At 73.5% G+C, this 22,188-nt stretch carries 19 protein-coding genes; 5 read left to right on the top strand and 14 right to left on the bottom strand.

The window, feature by feature from the left end; all coding sequences use genetic code 11:
- Positions 1 to 77 precede the first annotated feature (77 nt).
- From D1J63_RS20925 to D1J63_RS20915, 3 genes are all read left to right on the top strand, one after another.
- Positions 78 to 731: a bifunctional DNA primase/polymerase gene (locus D1J63_RS20925; protein ID WP_125630738.1), complete on the top strand. Its 654-nt coding sequence runs from the start codon at positions 78 to 80 to the stop codon at positions 729 to 731.
- A gap of 116 nt (positions 732 to 847) precedes the next feature.
- On the top strand, positions 848 to 1,639 hold the full coding sequence (locus D1J63_RS20920; RefSeq protein WP_125635652.1) for an ABC transporter ATP-binding protein: 792 nt from the start codon (positions 848 to 850) through the stop codon (positions 1,637 to 1,639).
- On the top strand, positions 1,636 to 3,285 hold the full coding sequence (locus tag D1J63_RS20915) for a transporter (RefSeq protein ID WP_125630736.1): 1,650 nt from the start codon (positions 1,636 to 1,638) through the stop codon (positions 3,283 to 3,285). The genes D1J63_RS20920 and D1J63_RS20915 overlap by 4 nt, the downstream gene beginning before the upstream one ends.
- A gap of 31 nt (positions 3,286 to 3,316) precedes the next feature.
- Here the strand turns inward: D1J63_RS20915 and D1J63_RS20910 are convergent, their stop codons facing one another.
- Together D1J63_RS20910 and D1J63_RS20905 are read right to left on the bottom strand one after the other, a co-directional pair.
- The gene (locus D1J63_RS20910; RefSeq protein ID WP_125630734.1) at positions 3,317 to 4,288 is read right to left on the bottom strand and encodes an alpha/beta hydrolase; all 972 of its coding nucleotides are present in this window, start codon (positions 4,286 to 4,288) and stop codon (positions 3,317 to 3,319) included.
- Between the two features lie 479 nt (positions 4,289 to 4,767).
- Positions 4,768 to 5,460 carry a metal-dependent transcriptional regulator gene (locus tag D1J63_RS20905; RefSeq protein WP_007450686.1) on the bottom strand — a complete coding sequence of 231 codons (693 nt, stop codon included), beginning with the start codon at positions 5,458 to 5,460 and terminating at the stop codon, positions 4,768 to 4,770.
- A 234-nt stretch (positions 5,461 to 5,694) separates the two neighbouring features.
- Here D1J63_RS20905 and D1J63_RS20900 point away from each other — a divergent pair, with 234 nt between their 5' ends.
- On the top strand, positions 5,695 to 6,450 hold the full coding sequence (locus tag D1J63_RS20900) for an SIS domain-containing protein (RefSeq protein ID WP_125630732.1): 756 nt from the start codon (positions 5,695 to 5,697) through the stop codon (positions 6,448 to 6,450).
- A 72-nt stretch (positions 6,451 to 6,522) separates the two neighbouring features.
- On the opposite strand, the gene D1J63_RS20895 is transcribed toward D1J63_RS20900, so the two are convergent.
- The 3 genes from D1J63_RS20895 to D1J63_RS20885 form a co-directional block, all read right to left on the bottom strand.
- Positions 6,523 to 7,929, bottom strand: coding sequence for a PAS domain-containing protein (locus D1J63_RS20895; protein WP_125630730.1), 1,407 nt, complete (start codon positions 7,927 to 7,929; stop codon positions 6,523 to 6,525).
- 167 nt (positions 7,930 to 8,096) lie between these two features.
- Positions 8,097 to 8,969 carry a GNAT family N-acetyltransferase gene (locus tag D1J63_RS20890; RefSeq protein ID WP_125630727.1) on the bottom strand — a complete coding sequence of 291 codons (873 nt, stop codon included), beginning with the start codon at positions 8,967 to 8,969 and terminating at the stop codon, positions 8,097 to 8,099.
- A 337-nt stretch (positions 8,970 to 9,306) separates the two neighbouring features.
- Positions 9,307 to 10,407: a citrate synthase 2 gene (locus tag D1J63_RS20885; RefSeq protein WP_125630725.1), complete on the bottom strand. Its 1,101-nt coding sequence runs from the start codon at positions 10,405 to 10,407 to the stop codon at positions 9,307 to 9,309.
- 239 nt (positions 10,408 to 10,646) lie between these two features.
- Here D1J63_RS20885 and pdxH point away from each other — a divergent pair, with 239 nt between their 5' ends.
- Positions 10,647 to 11,348: a pyridoxamine 5'-phosphate oxidase gene (gene pdxH, locus D1J63_RS20880; protein ID WP_125635650.1), complete on the top strand. Its 702-nt coding sequence runs from the start codon at positions 10,647 to 10,649 to the stop codon at positions 11,346 to 11,348.
- A gap of 18 nt (positions 11,349 to 11,366) precedes the next feature.
- Here the strand turns inward: pdxH and D1J63_RS20875 are convergent, their stop codons facing one another.
- The 9 genes from D1J63_RS20875 to D1J63_RS20835 all read right to left on the bottom strand — a co-directional run bounded on the left by D1J63_RS20875 (position 11,367) and on the right by D1J63_RS20835 (position 22,146).
- The gene (locus tag D1J63_RS20875; RefSeq protein ID WP_176154924.1) at positions 11,367 to 11,972 is read right to left on the bottom strand and encodes a hypothetical protein; all 606 of its coding nucleotides are present in this window, start codon (positions 11,970 to 11,972) and stop codon (positions 11,367 to 11,369) included.
- Between the two features lie 51 nt (positions 11,973 to 12,023).
- Positions 12,024 to 12,653, bottom strand: a complete 630-nt coding sequence (locus tag D1J63_RS20870; RefSeq protein ID WP_125630721.1) for a TetR/AcrR family transcriptional regulator — start codon at positions 12,651 to 12,653, stop codon at positions 12,024 to 12,026.
- Complete coding sequence (locus D1J63_RS20865) at positions 12,641 to 13,375, bottom strand: enoyl-CoA hydratase family protein (protein ID WP_125630719.1); 735 nt, start codon at positions 13,373 to 13,375, stop codon at positions 12,641 to 12,643. Before D1J63_RS20865 ends, D1J63_RS20870 begins: the two co-directional genes overlap by 13 nt.
- A complete protein-coding gene (locus D1J63_RS20860; RefSeq protein WP_125630717.1) occupies positions 13,372 to 14,940 on the bottom strand; it encodes a 4-coumarate--CoA ligase family protein in 1,569 nt (522 codons plus the stop codon). Before D1J63_RS20860 ends, D1J63_RS20865 begins: the two co-directional genes overlap by 4 nt.
- A gap of 28 nt (positions 14,941 to 14,968) precedes the next feature.
- The gene (locus tag D1J63_RS20855; RefSeq protein ID WP_125630715.1) at positions 14,969 to 16,117 is read right to left on the bottom strand and encodes an acyl-CoA dehydrogenase family protein; all 1,149 of its coding nucleotides are present in this window, start codon (positions 16,115 to 16,117) and stop codon (positions 14,969 to 14,971) included.
- Positions 16,118 to 16,187: 70 nt separating this feature from the next.
- Positions 16,188 to 18,041: a biotin carboxylase N-terminal domain-containing protein gene (locus D1J63_RS20850; protein ID WP_125630713.1), complete on the bottom strand. Its 1,854-nt coding sequence runs from the start codon at positions 18,039 to 18,041 to the stop codon at positions 16,188 to 16,190.
- A gap of 13 nt (positions 18,042 to 18,054) precedes the next feature.
- Entirely contained in the window at positions 18,055 to 19,653 is a 1,599-nt protein-coding gene (locus D1J63_RS20845) for a carboxyl transferase domain-containing protein (protein WP_125630711.1), read from the bottom strand.
- A 31-nt stretch (positions 19,654 to 19,684) separates the two neighbouring features.
- Positions 19,685 to 21,355, bottom strand: a complete 1,671-nt coding sequence (locus tag D1J63_RS20840; RefSeq protein ID WP_125630709.1) for an acyclic terpene utilization AtuA family protein — start codon at positions 21,353 to 21,355, stop codon at positions 19,685 to 19,687.
- Positions 21,352 to 22,146: a TIGR03084 family metal-binding protein gene (locus tag D1J63_RS20835; protein ID WP_125630707.1), complete on the bottom strand. Its 795-nt coding sequence runs from the start codon at positions 22,144 to 22,146 to the stop codon at positions 21,352 to 21,354. Before D1J63_RS20835 ends, D1J63_RS20840 begins: the two co-directional genes overlap by 4 nt.
- Positions 22,147 to 22,188 lie beyond the last annotated feature (42 nt).

The raw sequence follows: 22,188 nt of genomic DNA, 5'->3' as shown, positions 1-22,188 counted from the left end.
CCGAAAGCCGTGCCGATGCACCTCCCCCGCGCGCGCCGCCCCCGTAACCCCTGGTGAGCCCGGGAGTTGAGTTCCACGTGGAAGAGACCATCCCCGGCACCGAAGCCGCCCAGATCCCGCAGCAGCGCGGCACGTCGCTGCTGGAGACCGCCGTTCGCTACGCCGAGGAGCGTCACTGGGACGTGTTTCCCGGCACCTGGCTGGTGCCCGCCGACGGGGTGCAGCGCTGTTCCTGTGGCGACCCGGCGTGCGCCGCCCCGGGCGCGCACCCGGCGCGCGAGGACTGGGCGGCGCAGGCGACGGGCAGCGCGACCGTCGCCCGGCGGATGTGGCAGAAGCAGCAGACGGCGTCGATCCTGCTGCCCACGGGGCGGACGTTCGACGCGATCGACGTCCCCGAGACCGCCGGGTTCCTGGCGCTGGCCCGGATGCAGCGGATGGAGCTGACGCTGGGGCCGGTGACGCTGGCGCCGGACCGGCGGATGCGGTTCTTCGTTCTTCCGGGTGCGGGGGCGAAGGTGCCGGAGCTGGTGCGGCGGTTGGGCTGGGCGCCCCGGGTCCTCGATCTGGGCGTGCTCGGGGAGGGGGCGTACGTGGCGGCGCCGCCGACGCGGTTCGGGTCCTCGGGGGCGGTGCAGTGGGCCTGCCGGCCGACTGCGGTGAATCGGTGGTTGCCGGATGTGGAGGAGGTGATCTCGCCGTTGGCGTATGCGTGCGGGCGGGATCGTTAGGGGGCGCCTTTTCATCTGCCGGGTTGGTGTCTCTGTCGCGGCTGCGGGCCGTACGTGGTTGATCGCGCAGTTCCCCGCGCCCCTTTCAGGGGCGTTGCTCCCCCGTAGGGTTCATGGTGACGGAGGGAGACGTGGTGAGTAGCAGCGCCGTGCGGGTTGAAGGGCTCTGGAAGCGGTTCGGGCAGCAGGTGGCCGTGGGTGGGGTCGATCTGGAGTTGCCGGCCGGGAAGTTCATCGGGCTCGTCGGCCCGAACGGGGCCGGGAAGACCACCACGCTCTCCATGGTGACCGGGCTGCTGCGGCCGGACCGGGGGACGGTCGAGGTCGTCGGGCACGACGTGTGGCGTGATCCGGCCGAGGTGAAGGCCAGGATCGGGGTGCTGCCCGAGGGGCTGCGGCTGTTCGAACGGCTGTCGGGCAGGGAACTGCTCGGTTACACGGGCCGGTTGCGCGGACTGCCCGGCGACGAGGTCGACAAGCGGGCCACGCAACTGCTCGACGTGCTCGACCTCGCGGGCGCCCAGCACAAGCTGGTCGTCGACTACTCGACCGGCATGCGCAAGAAGATCGGACTCGCCGCAGCGCTGCTGCACAACCCGGAAGTGCTGTTCCTGGACGAGCCGTTCGAGGGCGTCGACCCCGTGTCCGCGCAGACCATCCGGGGCGTGCTGGAGCGCTACACCGCCTCCGGCGCCACCGTCGTCTTCTCCTCCCACGTCATGGAACTGGTGGAGTCGCTGTGCGACTGGGTGGCCGTCATGGCCGCCGGCCGCATCCGCGCCACCGGCACGCTCGCCGAGGTGCGCGGCGAGGCGGCCTCGCTGCAGGAGGCGTTCCTCGAACTCGTCGGCGCGGGCGGGCGGGACGCCGGATCCGACCTGGACTGGCTGGGCGGCGGGTCCCGATGAGCGCGCCGACCGCACCAGAGGCCCCGGTTCCGTCTCCGTCGGGTTCGCCGGGCGGTTCCGTTCCCTCCCTCACCTCCGTCTTCGTACGGCTGAAGCTGTCGCTGCTGCGCAACGGGCTGCGGCAGTCCGGCGGGCGGCGGGCCGCCTACATCGCCTCGGCCGTCGCCGTGCTGCTCTTCGCCGCGCTCCAGCTGATCGGCCTGGTCGCGCTGCGCGGGTACGCGCACGTGGACGCGCTGGTCGTGCTGCTCGCCGCGGTACTCGCCCTGGGCTGGGCGGTGATGCCGCTGTTCTTCCCCGGCGGTGACGAGACGCTCGACCCGACCCGGCTGGTGATGCTGCCGTTGCGGCCCGGCCCCCTGGTGCGGGCCCTGCTCGTCTCCTCGCTGGTGGGCATCGGGCCACTGTTCACGCTGTGCGTGTTCGCCGGTTCCGTGGTCGCGGTCGCGCACGGCGGGGCGGCGTACGTCGTCGGTGTCGTCGGCGCGGTCCTCGCGCTGCTGGTGTGCGTGACCCTCGCGCGGGCCGTCGCCGCCGCCAACGTACGGCTGCTGACCAGCCGCAAGGGGCGCGACCTGGCGGTGCTCAGCGGACTGGTCGTCGCCATCGGCGCGCAGCTCGTCAACTTCGGCGCGCAGCGGCTCGGATCCTCCGGGCTCGGCCAGCTCGCTCCGGTGGCCGACGTGGTGCGCTGGGTGCCGCCCGCGTCGGCGTTCGGCGCGATGGACGCGGCGAGCGACGGGGCGTACGGCGTCGCGGTGGCCCGGTTGGCGCTGACCGCGGCGGCGCTGGTGCTGCTGCTGCGGGTATGGGCGCGGCATCTGACGCGGCTGATGACGGCGCCCGACGGCTCCACGATCCAGAGCGACACCGGGGCGGTGCGCGAGCGGGGCTCGGCCGGACCCGCCCGGTGGCTGCCGGCGGGCCGTACCGGCACCACCATGGAGCGCACCCTGCGCTATGTGTGGCGCGACCCGAAGACCAAGGCGGCGTGGGTGACGTCGCTGGCCATCGGCCTGATCGTGCCGGTGTTCAACGCCTGGCAGGGCACCGGCTCGGTGTACTTCGCCTGCTTCGCCGCCGGGATGCTCGGCATCCAGATGTACAACCAGTTCGGGCAGGACACGTCCGCGTTCTGGATGGTCGCGATGACCATCTCCTCGACCCGGGACGCCTACGTCGAGCTGCGGGGGCGTGCGCTGGCGCTGCTGCTGATCACGCTGCCGTACGCCACCCTCGTCACGGTCCTGACCACCGCGATGCTCGACGACTGGCGCACCCTGCCCGAGGCGCTCGGCCTGTCCTTCGCGCTGCTCGGCGCGATGCTGGCGACCGGCGCGTGGACCTCGGCGCGCTTCCCGTACTCCATCCCGCAGGAGGGCTACAAGAACGTCGCCCCCGGGCAGGTGGGGCTGGCCTGGGTCTCGATCTTCGGCGGCATGATCGGCGCCGCCCTGCTGTGCGCGCCGGTGATCGCGCTGACGATCTGGGTGAACGTGAGCGCGGGCGCCGGGGACCTGGGGTGGCTGCTGCTGCCGGTCGGCGCGGTGTACGGCGCCGCGCTGACGCTGGCCGGCCTGCGGCTGGCCGCGCCGCGCACGGCACAGCGGCTGCCGGAGATCCTCACGGCGGTCAGCAAGGGGTGACGGGCCCCGGCCCTCCGCGGTGGGCGGACGGTCAGGCGTCCTGGAGGGCGGTGAGGAACGGCTCGATGGCCGCCCGCCACGCCTCCGGCTGGTCGTAGTGGACGAGGTGGCCGGCGTCGGCGACCTCCGCGTACTGGCCGTGCGGCAGGACGCGGACCATCTCCTGGGCCTCGGCGCGGCCCAGCTCGCCGTCGAGACCGCGCACGACGAGGGTGGGGCAGCGGACCTGGGTCAGTTCCTCCCAGTGGGCGTCGTAGACCCAGGTCTCCCGGGAGCGCAGCATCTGCTCGGGTTCGAAGACGGGGCGCCAGCCGTCCGGGGACTCGGCCATCACCTCGGCGTAGAACTCGCCGCGCGCCGGGTTCGGGCGCTCCACCCAGGGGTCGTCCTCGCCGAACCACTTGCGGACGTCGGCGAGCGTGGCGAAGGGGACCGGCCAGGCGCGGAACCACTCGGTCCAGGTGTGCTGGGAGGCGGCGCCGAGGGCGGAGGCCCGCATGTCGCAGATGATCAGACCGCGGACCAGGTCGGGGCGTTTCGCGGCGAGCTGCCAGGCGGTCAGGGCGCCCATGGCGTGGCCGATCAGGACGGCCGGGCCGAGCCCGAGCTGTTCCAGGGCCGCCTCGACGTCTCCGACGTAGGCCTCGCGGGTGTAGGCGGCGGCCTGCGGGGGCTTGTCGCTGCGGCCGTGGCCGCGCTGGTCGAGGGCGACGGCACGGTGGCGGGCGGAGAGCCAGCGGGCCGTGGGGGCCCAGTGGGAGGCGCGGCCCATCAGTCCGTGCAATAACAGCACGCCGGGCAGGCCTCCGGCCCCGGACGCGGGGGCGGCGGACGCGAGGCCGGACGCGTCGTGCGTGTCCCCCGTGCCGTGCGTGTCCCCCGTGCCGTGCGGGTCGTGCGCGTCCTGTGTGTCGTGCGTCCGGTCGGTCTTGGGAGGGTCGCCGAACTCCCAGGCGGCGAGGCGTACGCCGCCCGCGCCGGTCACGTCGATGCGCCGCGCCATAGGTCCTGGCACCCCCAAGCTCCGCTCGAACCCGCCCGCCTCACGAGCCGGCCGGTCCTGTGAACCGTGAACCGTGTCCTGCCTGCCGTGCAGAGTACCGAGATTATCGAATACCCATTCGAAAGAGCCGTCCCGCCGAGCAACACCCCTCATTCGAGTGACACCGGTCAGGGATTGATCGCCGCCGCCGCGGGGAGATCTTCAACGGGAGGCGGACCGCTCGGGGAAAACGGTCCGAGGGGATTGACCTTGAGAGCTCGGGGCTCCAGGTCAGCACAGGGGAGGACAGGCCCCGGCGCCACACGGCGCCGGGGCCCTCTCCGTCTCTCCGGCAACGCCCCTCCCCCTCTCCGGCCCGGGCGACATCGCTGTCAGCCACGCGGCCAAGAGACCCTCACGTCCGATGCCTCATGCCCCAGCCTCGCACGGGATACGCCCGGCCGCTGCGATTCGGCGCACCGGGGTCCGCCGCCGTGCGGTCAGCGCTTGGCGACGAACACGTGGGAGGCGGTGTCCGCCTCCAGCTCGGCGGCCTCACCGCCGCTGCCCACCAGCACCCCGCCCGCCGACTCGGTCACGCTCACCACCGAGCCCGGCTGCACCCCGGCCCGGCGCAGCGTGTACATCAGCTGCGCGTCCGTCTGGATCGGCTCGCCGATACGGCGCACGACGACCGTCTTGCCCTCGGCCCCCGGGTCGAGGTCGGCCAGGGAGACCATGCCCTCGTCCAGGAACGGGTCGGCGCCGTCCGTCTCGCCCAGCTCCTCCAGGCCCGGGATCGGGTTGCCGTACGGCGACTCGGTCGGGTGCCGCAACAGCTCCAGCACCCGGCGCTCGACGGCCTCGCTCATCACGTGCTCCCAGCGGCAGGCCTCGGCGTGCACCTGCTCCCACTCCAGGCCGATCACGTCGACGAGCAGGCACTCCGCGAGCCGGTGCTTGCGCATCACGCGCGTCGCCAGCCGGCGGCCCTCGTCGGTCAGCTCCAGATGCCGGTCCGCCGCCACGGACACCAGGCCGTCGCGCTCCATCCGCGCCACCGTCTGGCTGACCGTCGGGCCGCTCTGGTCGAGCCGCTCGGCGATCCGGGCGCGCATCGGGACCACACCTTCCTCCTCCAGCTCCAGGATGGTGCGGAGGTACATCTCCGTGGTGTCGATCAGTCCGGACATACGTGCCCCTCGATGAGATTGCCGGAGGCTGCGGCCCACCGGCGCGTGCGCTGGCCCTGCCACCAATTCTGACGCATACCACCGACAACCGTGCCCCGCCGCGAAAAGCCGGGCCCGGACCGCACCCGCTCGCGCCCGCTCACCCCCGCCCCCGCCGGGTTGACGCCGTATTGACACCGCACTGGTCCAGACCGCACCGTGATCCGCGACGCAGCCACACCGAAGGGGTCCCGCATGAGCGACCGCAAGCCGGCCAGCCAGTTCATCGACGCGGCGATCGACCTCCTGCGACGCGTCCGCGACGAGGAGGCGGACAGCATCGAGGCGGCCGGCACACTGCTCGCCGACACCGTGCAGAGCGGCGGCCGGCTCTTCGCCTTCGGCGCCGGCCACTCCTCCCTCGCCGCCCAGGACGTCGTCTACCGCGCCGGCGGACTCGCCCTGATGAACCTGCTCACCGTGCCCGGCGTCGTCGGCGTGGACGTCATGCCGGCCACGCTCGGCTCCGCCCTGGAACGCGTCGACGGCCTCGCGAGCGCCGTCCTGGACTCCTCACCGCTCCGCGAGGGCGACGCCCTGGTGATCATCTCCCTGTCCGGGCGCAACGCCCTGCCCGTGGAGATGGCGATGAACGCCCGCGCCCTCGGCGTCCGGGTCATCGGCGTGACCTCGGTGGCGTACGCCTCCGAGACGACGTCGCGGCACACCTCCGGCACCTTCCTCAAGGACCACTGCGACATCGTGCTGGACTCCAAGATCGCCGTCGGCGACGCGGAACTCACCCTGGACACCGTCCCGGCGCCCTTCGCCCCCGCCTCCACGGTCGTCACCAGCGCCCTCATGCAGGCCATGACGGCCACGGCCGCCGCCACCCTCGCCGACCGCGGCATCGAACCCCCGCTGCTGCGCTCGGGCAACGTGGACGGCGGCCACGAGTGGAACGGCCGCGTGCTGGACCAGTACGGGGACCGGATCTTCTACCGGCGGTGAGCGGGCGCGGCCACCGACGGTGAGCGGGCGCGGTCGCGCACCCGGCTACGGGCGCTCCTCCACCGCACCCAGCTACGGGCGCTCCTCCACCGCGCCCGCGAGATCCAGGGCCGCGGCGATCCGGACCGCCACGTCCTCGGCGTACATGGCGTCCTGGCGCTCGAAGGCGGTGCGTCCCGCGCCCCGCAGGAACGTGACGACGCCGAGGGTCCGGCCCCGGCTGCGCAGCACCGCGCACAGGCCGTGCACCGTGTCCGCCGGCCACTGCCGGGCCGCCGCCCACCGCCGCACCTGTTCTTCGGGCACCGTGCGCACTCCGGCGCTGGCCCGCACCGAGCCCGTGCGCTCCACGCACTGCACGGCGGGGTGCCCCTCGCCGTAGCGCACCGGCATCCCGGCCGTCCCGGACGGCACGCTGGGCCCCGGCGCGCCGGACGGCGTGGCCGCGACCCGCACCAGCCGTACCGGCTCCGCCGTGTCGGTGTCCGACGCCGCGCCGCTCACGACCCGGTCGATCAGCGCGTGGTCGGCGAACCCGGCCAGCGCGAAGTCCAGGTGGACGATCGCGGCCTCCGCCGGGTCCTCGCACTCGGCCGCGGCACGCGCCGCCCGGTGCAGCTGGTTGGCCCGGAAGCGCAGCAGCGCCGCCTCCTGCTCACCCTGCTTCGACTCGGTCACGTCCTGGAACAGCCAGCCGACGCCCAGCGGCACCGGCTCCTCCGCGAGCGGCGAGGCCAGCCGCACGAACCCGCTGCGCCAGCACCGGCGCCGCTCGCCCTCGGGCGTGCGCAGGCTCACCCACACCTCGGCCGGCGCGGGCGGCGCGCCCTCGGCGAGGACGTGCGTCAGCGCGTTCTCCAGCTCCTCGACGCCCTGGGCGAGCAGATCACCGAGCGGCCGCCCCAGCACGGACGTGCGCCCCGCCCCCAGGGCACGCGCCGCGTGCGCGTTGACCACGGCGGGCCGCAGGTCCGCGTCCACCAGGACGACACCCCAGCTCGCGTCCTCCAGCAGGGCCTCGCTCAGCGCGATGGAGCGCTCCAGGTCGATCTGCGCGTGCACCTCGCTGAACGCGCAGTACACCCCCGCCGGCTTCCCGTCGGGACCGCGGACCGCCGCCGACTGGGTGCGCACCAGCACCCGGCCGCCGTCCTTCGTCAGCAGCGCGAACTCGTGCACCTGGCGCCCCGGCGCCCGCATCGCGGACAGCAGCCGGTCCTCCACCTCGCCGGCGTCCGCGCTGCGCACGGCCCACCCGGCGAAGCCCTGCCGTCCCACGGCCTCGGCCGCGCTCCAGCCGAGGATCCGCTCCGCCTCGCGGTTCCAGTGGGTCACGACCCCGTCCGCGTCGAAGGCGCACAGGGCCGCGTCCATGCCGTCGAGGAGCGCGGCCAACAGGTCCGCGCCGTCCCGCTCGGGCTGCTCCGGCTCGTCCGGCCCCAGCTCGTCGGTGGTCCCACTACGCCGGGAAGCACTCACCTGGACCCCCTGCAGGCTGCGTCCGCCGTACGGTACGTCGGTTCACTCACTGGCCTTCATTCAACTCGAACGTGATGCAACACACACCGAGTTCCCGCAACTTCGCGGAAATCGTTGTACTGCGGAAACTCGGCATACGCCCCCGTCATGAAGGGGCATGGCGGAAGTCATTCGGGACCGGCGGAGAGCGTCAGATCGACCCATTCGTCGTGCTCGCCGTCGAGCACGTACCGCTCCTTCTCCACGAACCCGCGCGCTCCGGCGAACCGCAGTCCGTCGCCGTTGGCCGCCAGCACCACGGTCTCCACCGCCCCGGCGCCCAGCACGCGCGCGTGCGCCAGCCCTTCCTCGTAGAGCGCCGTACCGATCCCGCGGCCCCGGTAGGCCGGCAGCACGCGCGCGATCACGGTCGCCACCCGCTCCTCGCCGCCGGGCGGCCGCACGGTGGAGCAGCCGACGAGGACGTCCCCGAGGTAGGCGTTGGCCAGGCGGTTGCGTCCGACGCGTTCCCGCGCCTCGTCGAGGGTCATGGCGGCCGGCGGCACGATCACGTTGTGCACGTGCCGCCACTCCTCCACCATGGCGTCCCCGTCCACCGGCTCGATCCGCAGCGCCGCCGCGGGGCCGGCCGTGACCGTCCCCCGCCGCGCGTCCACCTCGATCTCGATGCGCATCCGCTCGTCCGCGAGCCCGCAGACCATCATCGTCGCGGCCGGCCGCACCCGGCCGAACGCCCGCCGCAGCACGGGCCAGCACGGCTCGAAGTCCTCCCGCGCGGGCAGCAGGTACCGCACCCGCACCACGTCCGCGAACGTGCAGCCCGCCTCGGCCAGCGCGGCCCCGACGTTCCGCAGGCACTGCTCGGCCTGCTCCACCACGTCCTCGGAGATCGTCATCGACGTGTAGTCGAACCCCGTCGTCCCCGACACGTGCACCCGGTCCCCGTCGACGACGGCCCGGGCGTACCCGATCCGCTCCTCGAAGGTCGACCCGCTGACTATCGCCCGCCTGACCGGCGGGTCCCCCTGGCGTTCCGTCATGGGCGAAACCGTAGGTGACCAGCGAAGACGCGTCCATGGGAGATCGACAACGAATCGACCCGGAAATTCGATTGATCGGCGGCCGACCGGTTCTTAAGGTGGGCCGTACACGAGAAGGGAGGTGGTTCGGCAGATGTATGACAACCGGACGCGTGAGGTGGCTGCGGGCTAGCGGCCCGGCACCACACGGAGTGCGGCGCCGGACCAGCGCGTGACAGACGCGTGCAGCCGGCCCAATCCCAAGCAGTCACCCGACCCGCGAGTCGCCGGTACGTCCGGCCGGCTCCTCCACGGAGGAACCAGACTCGCGGGTCGCCTGCGTTCAGGGGCCCCGACCTCAGCCCGCGATGTCGGCGTAGCCCTCGATCTCGCGCGGGTCGCGGGTGCCCGGGCCGACGTAGCGGGCGGAGGGGCGGACCAGGCGGCCGGTGCGCTTCTGCTCCAGGATGTGGGCGGACCAGCCGGCGGTGCGGGCGCAGGTGAACATCGAGGTGAACATGGGCGCCGGGACCTGAGCGAAGTCCAGCATGATGGCGGCCCAGAACTCGACGTTGGTGGCCAGCACCCGGTCGGGGCGGCGCGCGTGCAGCTCGGCGAGGGCGGCCTTCTCCAGGGCCTCGGCGACCTCGTAGCGCGGGGCGCCCAGTTCGCGGGCGGTGCGGCGCAGGACGCGGGCGCGCGGGTCCTCGGCGCGGTAGACCCGGTGGCCGAAGCCCATGAGGCGTTCGCCCGCGTCGAGGGTCTTCTTGACGTAGGCCTCGGCGTCGCCGGTGCGCTCGATCTCCTCGATCATGTGCAGGACGCGCGAGGGGGCGCCGCCGTGCAGCGGGCCGGACATGGCGCCCACGGCCCCGGAGAGGGCGGCGGCGACGTCGGCGCCGGTGGAGGCGATGACGCGGGCGGTGAAGGTGGAGGCGTTCATGCCGTGCTCGGCGGCGGAGGTCCAGTAGGCGTCGACGGCGGCGACGTGCTTGGGGTCGGGCTCGCCGCGCCAGCGGATCATGAAGCGTTCGACGATGGACTCGGCCTTGTCGATCTCGCGCTGCGGGACCATGGGCAGGCTCTGGCCGCGCGCCGACTGGGCGACGTAGGACAGGGCCATGACGGCGGCGCGGGCGAGGTCGTCGCGGGCCTGGCCGGCGTCGATGTCCAGGAGGGGTTTGAGGCCCCAGGCGGGGGCGAGCATGGCGAGGGCGGACTGGACGTCGACCCTGATGTCGCCGGAGTGCACGGGGATGGGGAAGGGCTCGGCGGGCGGCAGGCCGGGGTTGAAGGCCCCGTCGACGAGCAGGCCCCAGACGTTGCCGAAGGAGACGTGCCCGACCAGGTCCTCGATGTCGACGCCGCGGTAGCGCAGGGCGCCGCCCTCCTTGTCGGGTTCGGCGATCTCCGTCTCGAACGCGACGACTCCCTCTAGCCCGGGTACGAAGTCGGACATCAGGCGGCTCCTCGTGATCAGTGGTGTACGGCGACCTGGGCGGAGACGGTGCGGCGCCTCCATGGATCCACGGTCGTGCGTCGACTCGCGGTCCCGGCGGTCACCCCTGTGATGCCCCGTACGGCCGTCGGTCATCCGGCCGGAGCGGGACCAAGAACCATATCCCCGGGTGTCACGTTTGGGGAGTGGGTGCGGCACTGGGTGCCACCCCGGCCGGGTGGTGGAGCGGATGCGGCAGGATGGGCGGCGTGACCGATCGCGAAGCCGATTCCGCCGTCCCCGCCGCCGCAGTCCCCTTCGATCTCGCCTCGATGCGCAAGCAGTACCGGGCCGAGGGACTGTCCGAGACCGAGCTGGCGGCGACGCCCGTCGAGCAGTTCGCGCGCTGGTTCAAGCAGGCGGCGACGGACGGCGGGCTGTTCGAGCCGAACGCCATGGTGGTCTCCACGGCGGACACCGAGGGGCGGCCCAGCTCCCGCACGGTGCTGCTGAAGCACTTCGACGCGCAGGGGTTCGTCTTCTACACCAACTACGACTCCCGCAAGGGACGTGAGCTGGACGCGAACCCGTACGTCTCGCTGCTGTTCCCGTGGCATCCGATGGCCCGGCAGGTCGTGGTCACGGGCATGGCGCGGCGCACCGGGCGGGACGAGACCGCCGCGTACTTCCGGACCCGGCCGCACGGCTCCCAGCTGGGTGCGTGGGCGAGCGTCCAGTCGTCGGTGGTGGCGGACCGCCGTGCCCTGGACGGTGCGTACGCCGAGCTGGCGGCGCGCTATCCGGAGGGCGAGCAGGTGCCGGTGCCGCCGCACTGGGGCGGGTTCCGGGTGGTGCCTCAGGCGGTGGAGTTCTGGCAGGGCCGGGAGAACCGGCTGCACGACCGGCTGCGGTACGTGGCGGAGGGCGGCGGGAGCTGGCGGGTGGAGCGGCTGAGTCCGTGACGGGTCCGGGCGCCGGGCCTACAGCTTGCCCCAGAGGTACGCCGTGCGGTGGCCGTCGAGGACGGCGGCCAGACGGGCCCGGAAGTCGTCGCCGAGTTCGGGCCAGTTCCAGAACTCCAGGCCGAGGCGGCCGACCGCCAGCCGGTCGTCGGTCCAGAGCCACTCGCTCAGGGGGACGTCGCGGGCGCAGGCGGGACAGGTCACGTCGGCGTGCCCGGTGTCCTGCCAGGCGGTGATCGCCGCTGAGAAGCGGGGCCAGGCGCCCTCTCCCTCGTCTTCGTCCTCGTCCGACAGATCCCCCTCGCCCTCGTCCGACAGGTCCGTGGTGGTCCGGCAGCGGGGGCAGGTGACGGCCTCGGGTTCGTCCTGGCCGCTGTCGAAGACGGTGGGTCCGGTGTGCACGGCGAGCCCGTCGAACGGTTCCCCGTCGGGGTCGTCGTCGGCCACCGCCCGGTTCCAGTGGGGTCCGGGCGGGTGCCCGAGGGGCTGCCCGAGGACGCAGACCTCGCGGTCGGCGAGGACGATGCCCTCGCTCACCAGCCACGCGACCGCGCGCTCGGCGAGTTCTTCGGCCTCCGCCTCGCCGGCGTCGAGGTCGACGATCGTCTGGAAGTAGTCACCCATGGCCGGGACGGTAGCGCCGGGCACTGACAGCGCCCCGGTGCCGGACGCCGGTCACTGCGCAAGCGCCGCGTCCAGCAGCCGGGCCCACTGCTCGACCACCCGTTCCCGCCGTGCCGCGTCGTCGGTGAGGAGGTTGGCCAGGCCCAGGCCGCGGGCCATGTCGAGAAGGCCCTGGACGGTTTCGCGGGCGCCGGGGCGGGTTTCGTCGGCGTCGAGGAGGTCGACGGCGATGCGGTGGGTCTCGCGGCCGACGCGGGCCTCCAGTTCGGTGACTCTCTCGCGCAGTTGCTCCTCGTTGGAGGCGGCCACCCACAGGTGCAGGGCGGCGCGGAAGAGCGGGCCGGTGTAGAGGTCGACGAGGGCGGCGACCACCGCACGCCGGTCGTCGGCGCCGGCACCCTCGGGGAACAGGGCGCGCAGGGCGACGGAGCGTTCCTCGGCGACGTACTCGACGGCGGCCGTGAAGAGGTCCTCGCGGGTCGGGAAGTGGTGCTGGGCGGCGCCGCGGGAGACGCCGGCGTGTTCGGCGACGACGGAGACGGTGGAGCCGGCCCAGCCGCGTGCGGCGAGGCAGGCCACGGCGGCTTCCAGGAGCCGCTGCCGGGTGGCCCGGCTGCGGTCCTGCTTGGGCACGCGCTCCGCACGCTCGGCCGCGCCCGCGGCGCCGCTCACACCACCCATTCCGGATCCCGTCGTTCGAGGAAGGCCGTCATCCCCTCGCGGGCCTGCGGGGAGGCGAACAGCCGGGCCGAGAGCGCGGTCAGGTCGGCCGCGTCCCGGTCGAAGGCCTCCAGCACCCTAGCCGTGAGCAGCCGTTTCGTCTCGGCCAGGCCCTGCGGTGAGGCACGGCGCACACCGTCGAGGACGGGTTCGAGTACGGCGTCCACGTCGTCGCCGGCCGCCGTGACCAGGCCGGTGCGGGCGGCCTCGGCGGCGTCGAAGCGTTCGCCGGTGAGGTAGTGGCGGGCGAGGGCGCGGGGGTCGGTGCGGGGCAGCAGGGTCAGGGAGATGACGGCGGGTGCCACGCCGATGCGGACCTCGGTGAAAGCGAAGGTCGACTCGGTGGACGCCGCCGCGATGTCGCAGGCGCCGACCAGCCCGAGCCCGCCCGCGCGGACGTGCCCGGCGATGCGGGCGATCACCGGCTTCGGCACCTCGATGATCCGCCGGAGGAGGCCGACCAGGGCGTCGGGGTCGGGCGGGTCGCGCAGGTCGGCGCCGGCGCTGAAGGTGGTGCCGGTGTGGGTGAGGACGACGGCGCGGACGGCGGGGTCCCGGCCCGCGTCGGTGAGGGCCTCGGTCAGGTCGCCGACGAGGGCGGCGGAGAGGGCGTTGCGGTTGTGCGGGGAGTCGAGGGTGAGGGTTTCGATCCCCCGGTCCCGGGCGCGGGCGACGAGACTCATGCGCGTCCCCGCAGTTCCCGGCGGAGGATCTTGCCGCTGGCCGCCCGGGGCACGGCGTCGACGAGGGTGACCTTGCGGACGCGTTTGTAAGGGGCGACGCGTTCGGCGACGTACATCATGATCTCGCCCTCCGCGAGGTCGGGTGCGGCCGGCTGGCGTACGACGAAGGCGTGCGGTACTTCGTTGCCGTCGTCGTTGTACTCGCCGACGACGGCCGCGTCGGCGATGCCGGGGTGGGTGAGCAGGAGGGCCTCCAGTTCGGCGGGGGCCACCTGGAAGCCCTTGTACTTGATCAGCTCCTTGACGCGGTCGACGACGAACAGCCAGCCGTCGGTGTCGACGTGGCCGACGTCGCCGGTGTGCAGCCAGCCCTCCTCGTCGATCATGGCGGCGGTGGCGTCGGGGCGGCCGAGGTAGCCCTTCATGATCTGGGGCCCGCGGATGAGGATCTCCCCGGACTCGTCGGCGGGCAGGTCCTTTCCGGGCTCGGTGAGGGAGACGATCCGCATCTCGGTGCCCGCGATGAGCTTGCCGACGGTGCCGGGCGGCGCGTCGGTCATGGCGTCCAGGGGGACGACGTGGGTGCCCGGGGACAGTTCCGTCATGCCGTAGGCCTGGCCGACGGGCGGCAGGCCGAGCCGCCGGGAGCAGGCGGCGGCGAGGCGTGCGTCCAGCGGGGCGGCGGCGCTGACGATGTACTTCAGCGAGGACAGGTCGTAGTCGGCGACCAGGGGGTGCTTGGCGAGCGCCAGGACGATCGGCGGGGCGACGTACAGGCTGGTGATGCGGTGGTTCTGGATGGCGGCGAGGAACTGCTCCAGGTCGAAGCGGGGCAGGACGACGACGGTGGCGCCGAGCCTGAGCGGGGCGTTCATCAGGGCGGTGAGGCCGTAGATGTGGAAGAACGGCAGGACGGCGAGGACGCGGTCGCCGGGTGCGGCGGGCATGAGGGGTTCGAGCTGGGCGAGGTTGGTGGCGATCTGCCGGTGGGTGAGCATGACGCCCTTGGGGGTGCCGGTGGTGCCGGAGGAGTACGGCAGGGCGGCGACGTCCTCGGCCGGGTCGATCGCGACGGAGGGTTCGGGCGCCGTCGAGGCCAGCATGTCGACGAGCGAGCGGTGGCCGGGCGCGCTGTCGCAGACCAGGATCTCCTGGACGCCGCCCGCGAGTTCGGCGGCGCGGCGGGCGGTGTCCAGGAGCGGTGAGACGGTGACGATCCAGCGGGCGGCGCAGTCCCTCAGCTGCTTGGCGAACTCCTCGGCGGTGGCGAGCGGGTGCACGGTGGTGACGGAGGCGCCCGCGCGGGTGGCGGCGTAGAAGGCCAGGGGGAAGGCGACGGTGTTGGGGCTGTGCAGGGCGAGGACGTCGCCCTTGCGCACGCCGGCCTCGGCGAGGGCGGCGGCGACGCGCCGGTGGAACCGGTCCACCTGCTCGTAGGTGAGGGTGGTGCCGTCGGTGCCGTCGATCAGCGCCGGGGCGTCCCCGAAGGCGGCGGCCCCGCCGAGCACGGCGTCGTGGATGGGCAGGTCGACGGGCGGGACGTCTGCGTACTCGCTGCGGAACACGGTTCCTCCAACACGGGCTGGATACGGCCTAGTACGACTTGGGCAGGCCCAGGGTCTGGTGGGAGACGTAGTTGAGGATCATCTCCCGGCTGACGGGTGCGATACGCGCCACGCGCGAGGCCGTGACGAGCCGGCCGAGCCCGTATTCGCGGGTGAGGCCGTTGCCGCCGAGGGTGTGCACGGCCTGGTCGACGGCCTTCACGCAGGCCTCCCCGGCCGCGTACTTCGCCATGTTGGCGGCCTCACCGGCGCCGATGTCGTCGCCCGCGTCGTACAGGTGGGCGGCCTTCTGCATCATCAGGCGGGCGAGTTCCAGCTCGATGTGCGCCTGGGCGAGGGGGTGGGCGATCGCCTGGTGGGCACCGATGGGGGTCTTCCAGACGGTGCGCTCGCGGGCGTAGTCGAGGGCGCGGGAGAGGGCGTAGCGGCCCATGCCGATTCCGAAGGCGGCGGTCATGACGCGCTCGGGGTTGAGGCCGGCGAAGAGCTGGAGGAGGCCCGCGTCCTCGTCGCCGACCAGGGCGTCGGCGGGCAGCCGGACGTCGTCGAGGGTCAGCTCGAACTGCCGCTCCACGGCGTTGAGTTCCATGTCGATGGGGCGGCGCTCGAAGCCGGGGGCGTCGCGCGGGACGATGAACAGGCAGGGCTTGAGCTTGCCGGTGCGGGCGTCCTCGGTGCGGCCGACGATGAGGGTGGCGTCGGCGATGTCGACGCCGGAGACGAAGACCTTGCGTCCGGTGAGGATCCAGTCCCCGGTGGCCGCGTCGCGGCGGGCGGTGGTGGTGATGCGGTGGCTGTTGGAGCCGGCGTCGGGTTCGGTGATGCCGAAGGCCATGAGGCGGGTGCCGTCGGCGAGGGACGGCAGCCAGTCGCGTTTTTGCTCCTCGGTGCCGAAGCGGGCGATGACGGTGCCGCAGATCGCCGGGGAGACGATCATCATGAGCAGCGGGTTTCCGGCGGCGCCCAGCTCTTCGAGGACGAGGGCGAGTTCGGTGATGCCGGCGCCGCCGCCTCCGTAGGCCTCGGGGAGGTTGACGCCTATGTAGCCGAGCTTGGCGGCTTCCTGCCAGAGGCGTTTGTTGTCTTCGGCGTTGAGGGTGTGGGGGTGGGTTTTGGCGAATGCCGCCACCGCTTCTCGGAGGGACTTGTGCTCTTCGGATTCGATGAGGGTGGTCACGAGGCTCCTTCGGTCGCTGTACGAGTGCGGGTCCGTTGTGGCTGGTCGCGCAGTTCCCCGCGCCCCTGGGTCAGTCGGACTCGACGACCGCCAAGAGGGCGCCCATCTCCACTTGTCGTCCGACGCCTACCGGGAGCGCCGTCAATTTCCCCGTCACCGGAGCCGTGATGCGGTGTTCCATCTTCATGGCCTCCAGCCACAGGAGGGGTTGGCCCGCCTGGACGGTGGAGCCCTCGGTCAGGCCCTCCGCGACGCGGACGACCGTGCCCGGCATGGGGGCCAGGAGGGAGCCCGGGGCGTGCTGGGTGGCGGGGTCGGGGAAGCGGGGCAGGGCGGTCAGCGCGGTGGCGTTGACGTGGACGCGGTCGCCGTAGCGGGCGATGTCGAAGCGGCGTTGTACGCCGTCCGTTTCGAGGACGACCAGGCCGGGATCGGCCCGCACCACGTGTACGCCCTCGGCGGTGAGGCCGGTGCGGGTGTGGTGGTAGCGGACCTCGTGCTCCTCCCCCGCCACCGCGTACCGCTTGACCTGCGGCCCCGAGGGCAGGTTGCGCCAGCCGCCGAAGCGGCCCGTGCGGGTGCTCGCGTCGGCGAGGGCGGCGGCCAGGGGGGCGAGGGGGTCGGGGGCGGACCGGGTGAGGTCGGTCAGGTGGCGGTCGTAGAAGCCCGTGTCCATGCGGCCGGAGGTGAACTCCTCGTGGCGCAGGGAGCGGACGAGCAGGTCGCGGTTGGTGACCGGGCCGTGGATCACCGCCCGCTCCAGGGCGCCGGCGAGGCGGCGCACGGCCTCCGCGCGCGTGGGGGCGTGGGCGACCGCCTTGGCGAGCATCGGGTCGTAGTGGACGCCGATGTCGTCGCCGTCGGTGTAGCCGGTGTCCAGGCGGATGCCGTCGGGCACGGCGAGGCGGTGCAGGCGGCCGGTCTGGGGCGCCCAGCCGCTCGCCGGATCCTCGGCGTACAGGCGGGCCTCGACGGCGTGGCCACGCGCGCGTGGGGGGTCGGCTTCGAGGGCGTGGCCTTCGGCGACGCGCAGTTGGAGGGCGACGAGGTCGATGCCGAAGACGGCCTCGGTGACGGGGTGTTCGACCTGGAGGCGGGTGTTCATCTCCAGGAAGTGGGCCCTGCCGTCGGCGACGAGGAACTCGACGGTGCCGGCGCCGACGTAGTCGACGGCGCGGGCGGCGCGTACGGCGAGGTCGTGGAGTTCGGCGGTGAGTTCGGGGGTGAGACCGGGCGCCGGGGCCTCCTCGATCACCTTCTGGTGGCGGCGCTGGAGGGAGCAGTCGCGGGTGCCGAGGGCCCACACCGTGCCGTGGGTGTCGGCGAGGATCTGCACCTCGACGTGGCGGCCGTTCTCCAGGTAGGGCTCGACGAAGACCTCGCCGTCGCCGAAGGCGCTGGTGGCCTCCGCGCGGGCGGCGGTCAGTGCGGCGTCGAGGTCGGCGAGGTCGCGTACGACGCGCATGCCGCGTCCGCCGCCGCCCGCCGCCGCCTTCACCAGCACCGGCAGGTCGGCCTCGGTGACGTCTGCGGGGTCGGTGAGGGGCGCGATGCCCATGAGTTCCTTGGCGCGGGTCTTGGACGCCATCGCCTCGACGGCCTCGGGCGGCGGCCCGATCCACACCAGCCCGGCGTCCCGTACGGCGCGGGCGAAGTCGGCGTTCTCGGAGAGGAAGCCGTAGCCGGGGTGGACGGCGTCGGCCCCCGCGGCGACGGCGGCCTTCACGATCAGGTCGCCGCGCAGGTAGGTGTCGGCGGGGGACGCGCCCGGCAGGCGTACGGCGGCGTCGGCCTCGCGCGCGTGGAGGGCGTTCGCGTCGGCGTCCGAGTGCACGGCGATGGTGCGGATGCCCCACTGGCGGCAGGTGCGGAAGACGCGGCAGGCGATCTCGCCCCGGTTGGCGACGAGTACGGAAGTGATCACTGGTCTCTCACCCTCACATGCGGAAGACGCCGAAGCCGCCGCGCGCGCCCTCGTAGGGGGCGGTGTGGACGGCGGACAGGCACAGGCCGAGGACGGTGCGGGTGTCGCGGGGGTCGATGACGCCGTCGTCGTAGAGCCGCCCGGACAAGAACATCGGCAGCGACTCGGACTCGATCTGCTGCTCCACCATGGCGCGCAGGGCGGCGTCGCCCTCGTCGTCGTAGGGCTGCCCCTTCGCGGCGGCGGACTGGCGGGCGACGATGGACAGGACGCCGGCGAGCTGCTGCGGGCCCATGACGGCGGACTTGGCGCTGGGCCAGGCGAAGAGGAAGCGGGGGTCGTAGGCGCGGCCGCACATGCCGTAGTGGCCGGCGCCGTAGGAGGCGCCGAGGAGGACGGACAGGTGGGGGACGCGGGAGTTGGAGACCGCGTTGATCATCATGGCGCCGTGCTTGATGATCCCGCCCTGTTCGTACTCCTTGCCGACCATGTAGCCGGTGGTGTTGTGGAGGAAGAGCAGCGGGATGTCGCGCTGGTTGGCGAGCTGGATGAACTGGGCGGCCTTCTGCGACTCCTCGCTGAACAGGACCCCCTGGGCGTTGGCGAGGATGCCCACCGGGTAGCCGTGCAGGCTCGCCCAGCCGGTCGTCAGGCTCGTCCCGTACAGGGGCTTGAACTCGTCGAAGTCGGAGGCGTCGACGATCCGGGCGATCACCTCGCGCGGGTCGAAGGGGGCCTTGAGGTCGGCGGGGACGATGCCGAGCAGGTCCTCCGGGTCGTACTTGGGCGGCTCGGCGAGGGGCGGGTCGGCGTATGCCTTGCGGTGGTTGAGACGGGCGACGACCCGGCGGGCCTGGCGCAGGGCGTCCGGTTCGTCGACGGCGAAGTGGTCGGCGAGACCGGAGGTGCGGGCGTGCATCTCGGCGCCGCCCAGCGACTCGTCGTCGCTCTCCTCGCCGGTGGCCATCTTGACCAGCGGCGGACCGCCGAGGAACACCTTGGCGCGTTCCTTGACCATGATGGTGTGGTCGGACATGCCGGGGATGTAGGCGCCCCCGGCGGTCGAGTTGCCGAAGACGACCGCGACGGTCGGGATGCCGGCCGCCGACAGCCGGGTGAGGTCGCGGAAGATCGCGCCGCCCGGGATGAAGATCTCCTTCTGGGAGGGCAGGTCGGCGCCGCCGGACTCGACGAGGCTGATGCAGGGCAGCCGGTTGGCGAGGGCGATGTCGTTGGCGCGCAGGGCCTTCTTCAGCGACCAGGGGTTGCTGGCGCCGCCGCGCACGGTCGGGTCGTTGGCGGTGATCAGGCACTCGACGCCCTCGACGACTCCGATGCCGGTGACGAGGGAGGCGCCCACGGTGTACTCGCTTCCCCAGCCGGCCAGCGGCGACAGTTCCAGGAAGGGCGTGTCGGGGTCGAGGAGCAGTTCGATGCGCTCGCGGGCCAGCAGTTTGCCGCGCTTCCGGTGCCGGGCGACGTACTTCTCGCCGCCGCCCGCGAGGGCCTTGGCGTGCTCGGCGTCCAGCTCGGCGAGCCTGGTGAGCATGGCCTCGCGGTTGGCGCGGTGGTCGGGGTCGGTGGGGTCCAGAGCCGACGGCAGGACGGTCACAGCAGGGCCTCCGGGGTGTACGGCGGCACGGTCACAGCAGGGCCTCCGGGATGTCCAGGTGCCGGGCGCGCAGCCATTCGCCGAGCGCCTTGGCCTGCGGGTCGAAGCGGGCCTGCGCGGCGACGCCCTCGCCGAGGATGCCTTCGACGACGAAGTTGAGGGCGCGCAGGTTGGGGAGCGGGTGCCGGGTGACGGTCAGGTCGCGGGCCTCGGGGATCAGCTCGCGGAACCGGTCGCCGGTCAGTTCGTGGGCGAGCCAGCGCCAGGCGTCGTCGGTCCGCGCCCACACGCCGACGTTGGCGTCGCCGCCCTTGTCGCCGCTGCGGGCTCCGGCGACGAGGCCGAGGGGGGCGCGGCGGACGGGGCCGGGCGGGAGGGGCTCGGGCAGCGGCGGTTCCGGTACGGCGCGGAGTACGGCGGTGTCCCGCGCGGCCGGTACCGGGACGCGCCGCCCGTCGTGGAGTACGGCGACGTGGTCGACGGTTTCCTGCGGGACGTGGGCGGCCTCGAACACGCCGTAGGGCGCGCCCTTTCCCGGGGGCGCGAGCACGTGGAACCCGGGGTAGCTCGCGAGGGCGAGTTCGATCGCGGCGCCGCTCAGCGCCCGCCCGACGGCCTCCTGGTCGGCGTCCCGCACGACGAGCCGCAGCAGCGCGCTCGCCGTCTCCTCGGTCGCGGCGTCCGGCCGGTCGGTGCGGGCCAGGTCCCAGCGGACGTCGGAGACCTTTGCGAGCGCCGGTTCCATCTGGTGCCGCACCAGCGCGGCCTTGGCCTCGACGTCGAGGCCGGTGAGGACGAAGGCGACCTCGTTGCGGAAGCCGCCGAGCCGGTTGAGGCCGACCTTGAGGGTGGGCGGCGGTGCCTCGCCGCGCACGCCCTCGACGCGGACGCGGTCGGGGCCGTCCTGGGTGAGCCGTACGGTGTCCAGCCGGGCGGTGACGTCGGGTCCGGCGTACCGGGCGCCGCCCGTCTCGTACAGCAGCTGGGCGGTGACGGTGCCGACGTCGACGAAGCCGCCGGTGCCGTCGTGCTTGGTGAGGACCGAGGTGCCGTCGGCGTGCAGTTCGGCGAGCGGGAAGCCGGGGCGTCGTACGTCGCCGTCCCGGAAGAAGGCGTAGTTGCCGCCGGTGGCCTGCGTCCCGCACTCCAGCAGGTGCCCGGCGACGACGGCGCCCGCGAGCCGGTCGTACTCCGTCGGCTCCCAGCCGAAGTGCGCGGCGGCGGGCCCGGTGACCAGGGCGGCGTCGGTGACACGGCCCGTGACGACCACGTCGGCGCCGGCCCGCAGGCAGGCGGCGATACCGAAGCCGCCGAGGTAGGCGTGCGCGGCCAGGGTGCCGGGGTGGGCGGCGGTGAGGTCGTCGCCCTCGACGTGGGCGACGCGGACGGGGATGCCGAGGCGGTCGGCGAGCGCGCGTACGGCGTCGGCGAGACCGGCGGGATTGAGTCCCCCGGCGTTGGTGACGATCCTGACTCCCCGCTCGTGGGCGAGCCCCAGGCACTCCTCCAGCTGCCGCAGGAAGGTACGGGCGTACCCGGCGTCCGGGTTCTTCAGCCGGTCCCGGCCCAGGATGAGCATGGTCAGCTCGGCGAGGTAGTCGCCGGTGAGGACGTCCAGGGGGCCGCCGGTGAGCATCTCGCGCAGGGCGGAGAAGCGGTCGCCGTAGAAGCCGGAGGCGTTGCCGACGCGGAGCACGCTCACTTGGCGGTTCCCTTCGGCGGGCGTCCGCCTCCGGGCGGTCCGGCGAAGGCCTGGGCGATGTCCAGCCAGCGGTCGGCGTCCGCGCCCTCGGCGGTGAGCGCGAGGTCGGCGCGATGGGCGCGCTGGGTGGCGAGGAGGCAGAAGTCGAGCGCGGGGCCGGTGACGCGCTGCGGGGCGTCCTCCGGGCCGTACGTCCACAGGTCGCCGCCGGGGCCGGTGAGTTCGACGCGGAACGGCTCGGCGGGCGGGGTGAGTCCGTGGGCGGCGTAGGCGAAGTCCCGGGCGCGGACGCCGATGCGGGCGACGTGGCGCAGGCGGTCGGTGGGCGGGCGGGACACGCCGAGGGCCGCCGCGACGTCCAGGCCGTGGGCCCAGGTCTCCATCAGGCGGGCGGTGGCCATGGAGGCGGTGGCCATGGGTGGGCCGTACCAGGGGAAGCGGGCCCCGGGGGCGGCGGCGCGCAGGGCCTGGTCGAGGGCGGCGCGGCCCTCCCGCCAGGCGGTCAGCAGCTCGGCGGGGGCTTGTTCGGCGCCCTGCTCGGCGGCGTCGTCGACGTACCGGTCGGGGGCGGCGAGGGCCTGTTCGATCAGCCCCTTGAACCCGTCCTCGTCGGTGACCGCGACCAGGGCGGCCCGGTCGGTCCAGTGCAGGTGCGCGATCTGGTGGGCGATCGTCCAGCCGGGCGCCGGGGTGGCCGTCCGCCACTCCTCCGGGCTCAACTTGGCCACCAGCGCGTCGAGTTCCTCGCTCTCCTCGCGCAGGTCGTCGATCACGGGCGTCGGGTCGGACACGGGGCGCTCCCCTCGGGCACGGCGGTGTGCGGGGCGGTGTGG

Origin of the sequence: Streptomyces sp. KPB2 (genome assembly GCF_003950055.1) — a bacterium.
Lineage (GTDB): Bacteria > Actinomycetota > Actinomycetes > Streptomycetales > Streptomycetaceae > Streptomyces > Streptomyces salinarius.
Note: the sequence above shows the minus strand (reverse complement) of the source record. Positions and strands in the feature narration are given on the sequence as shown.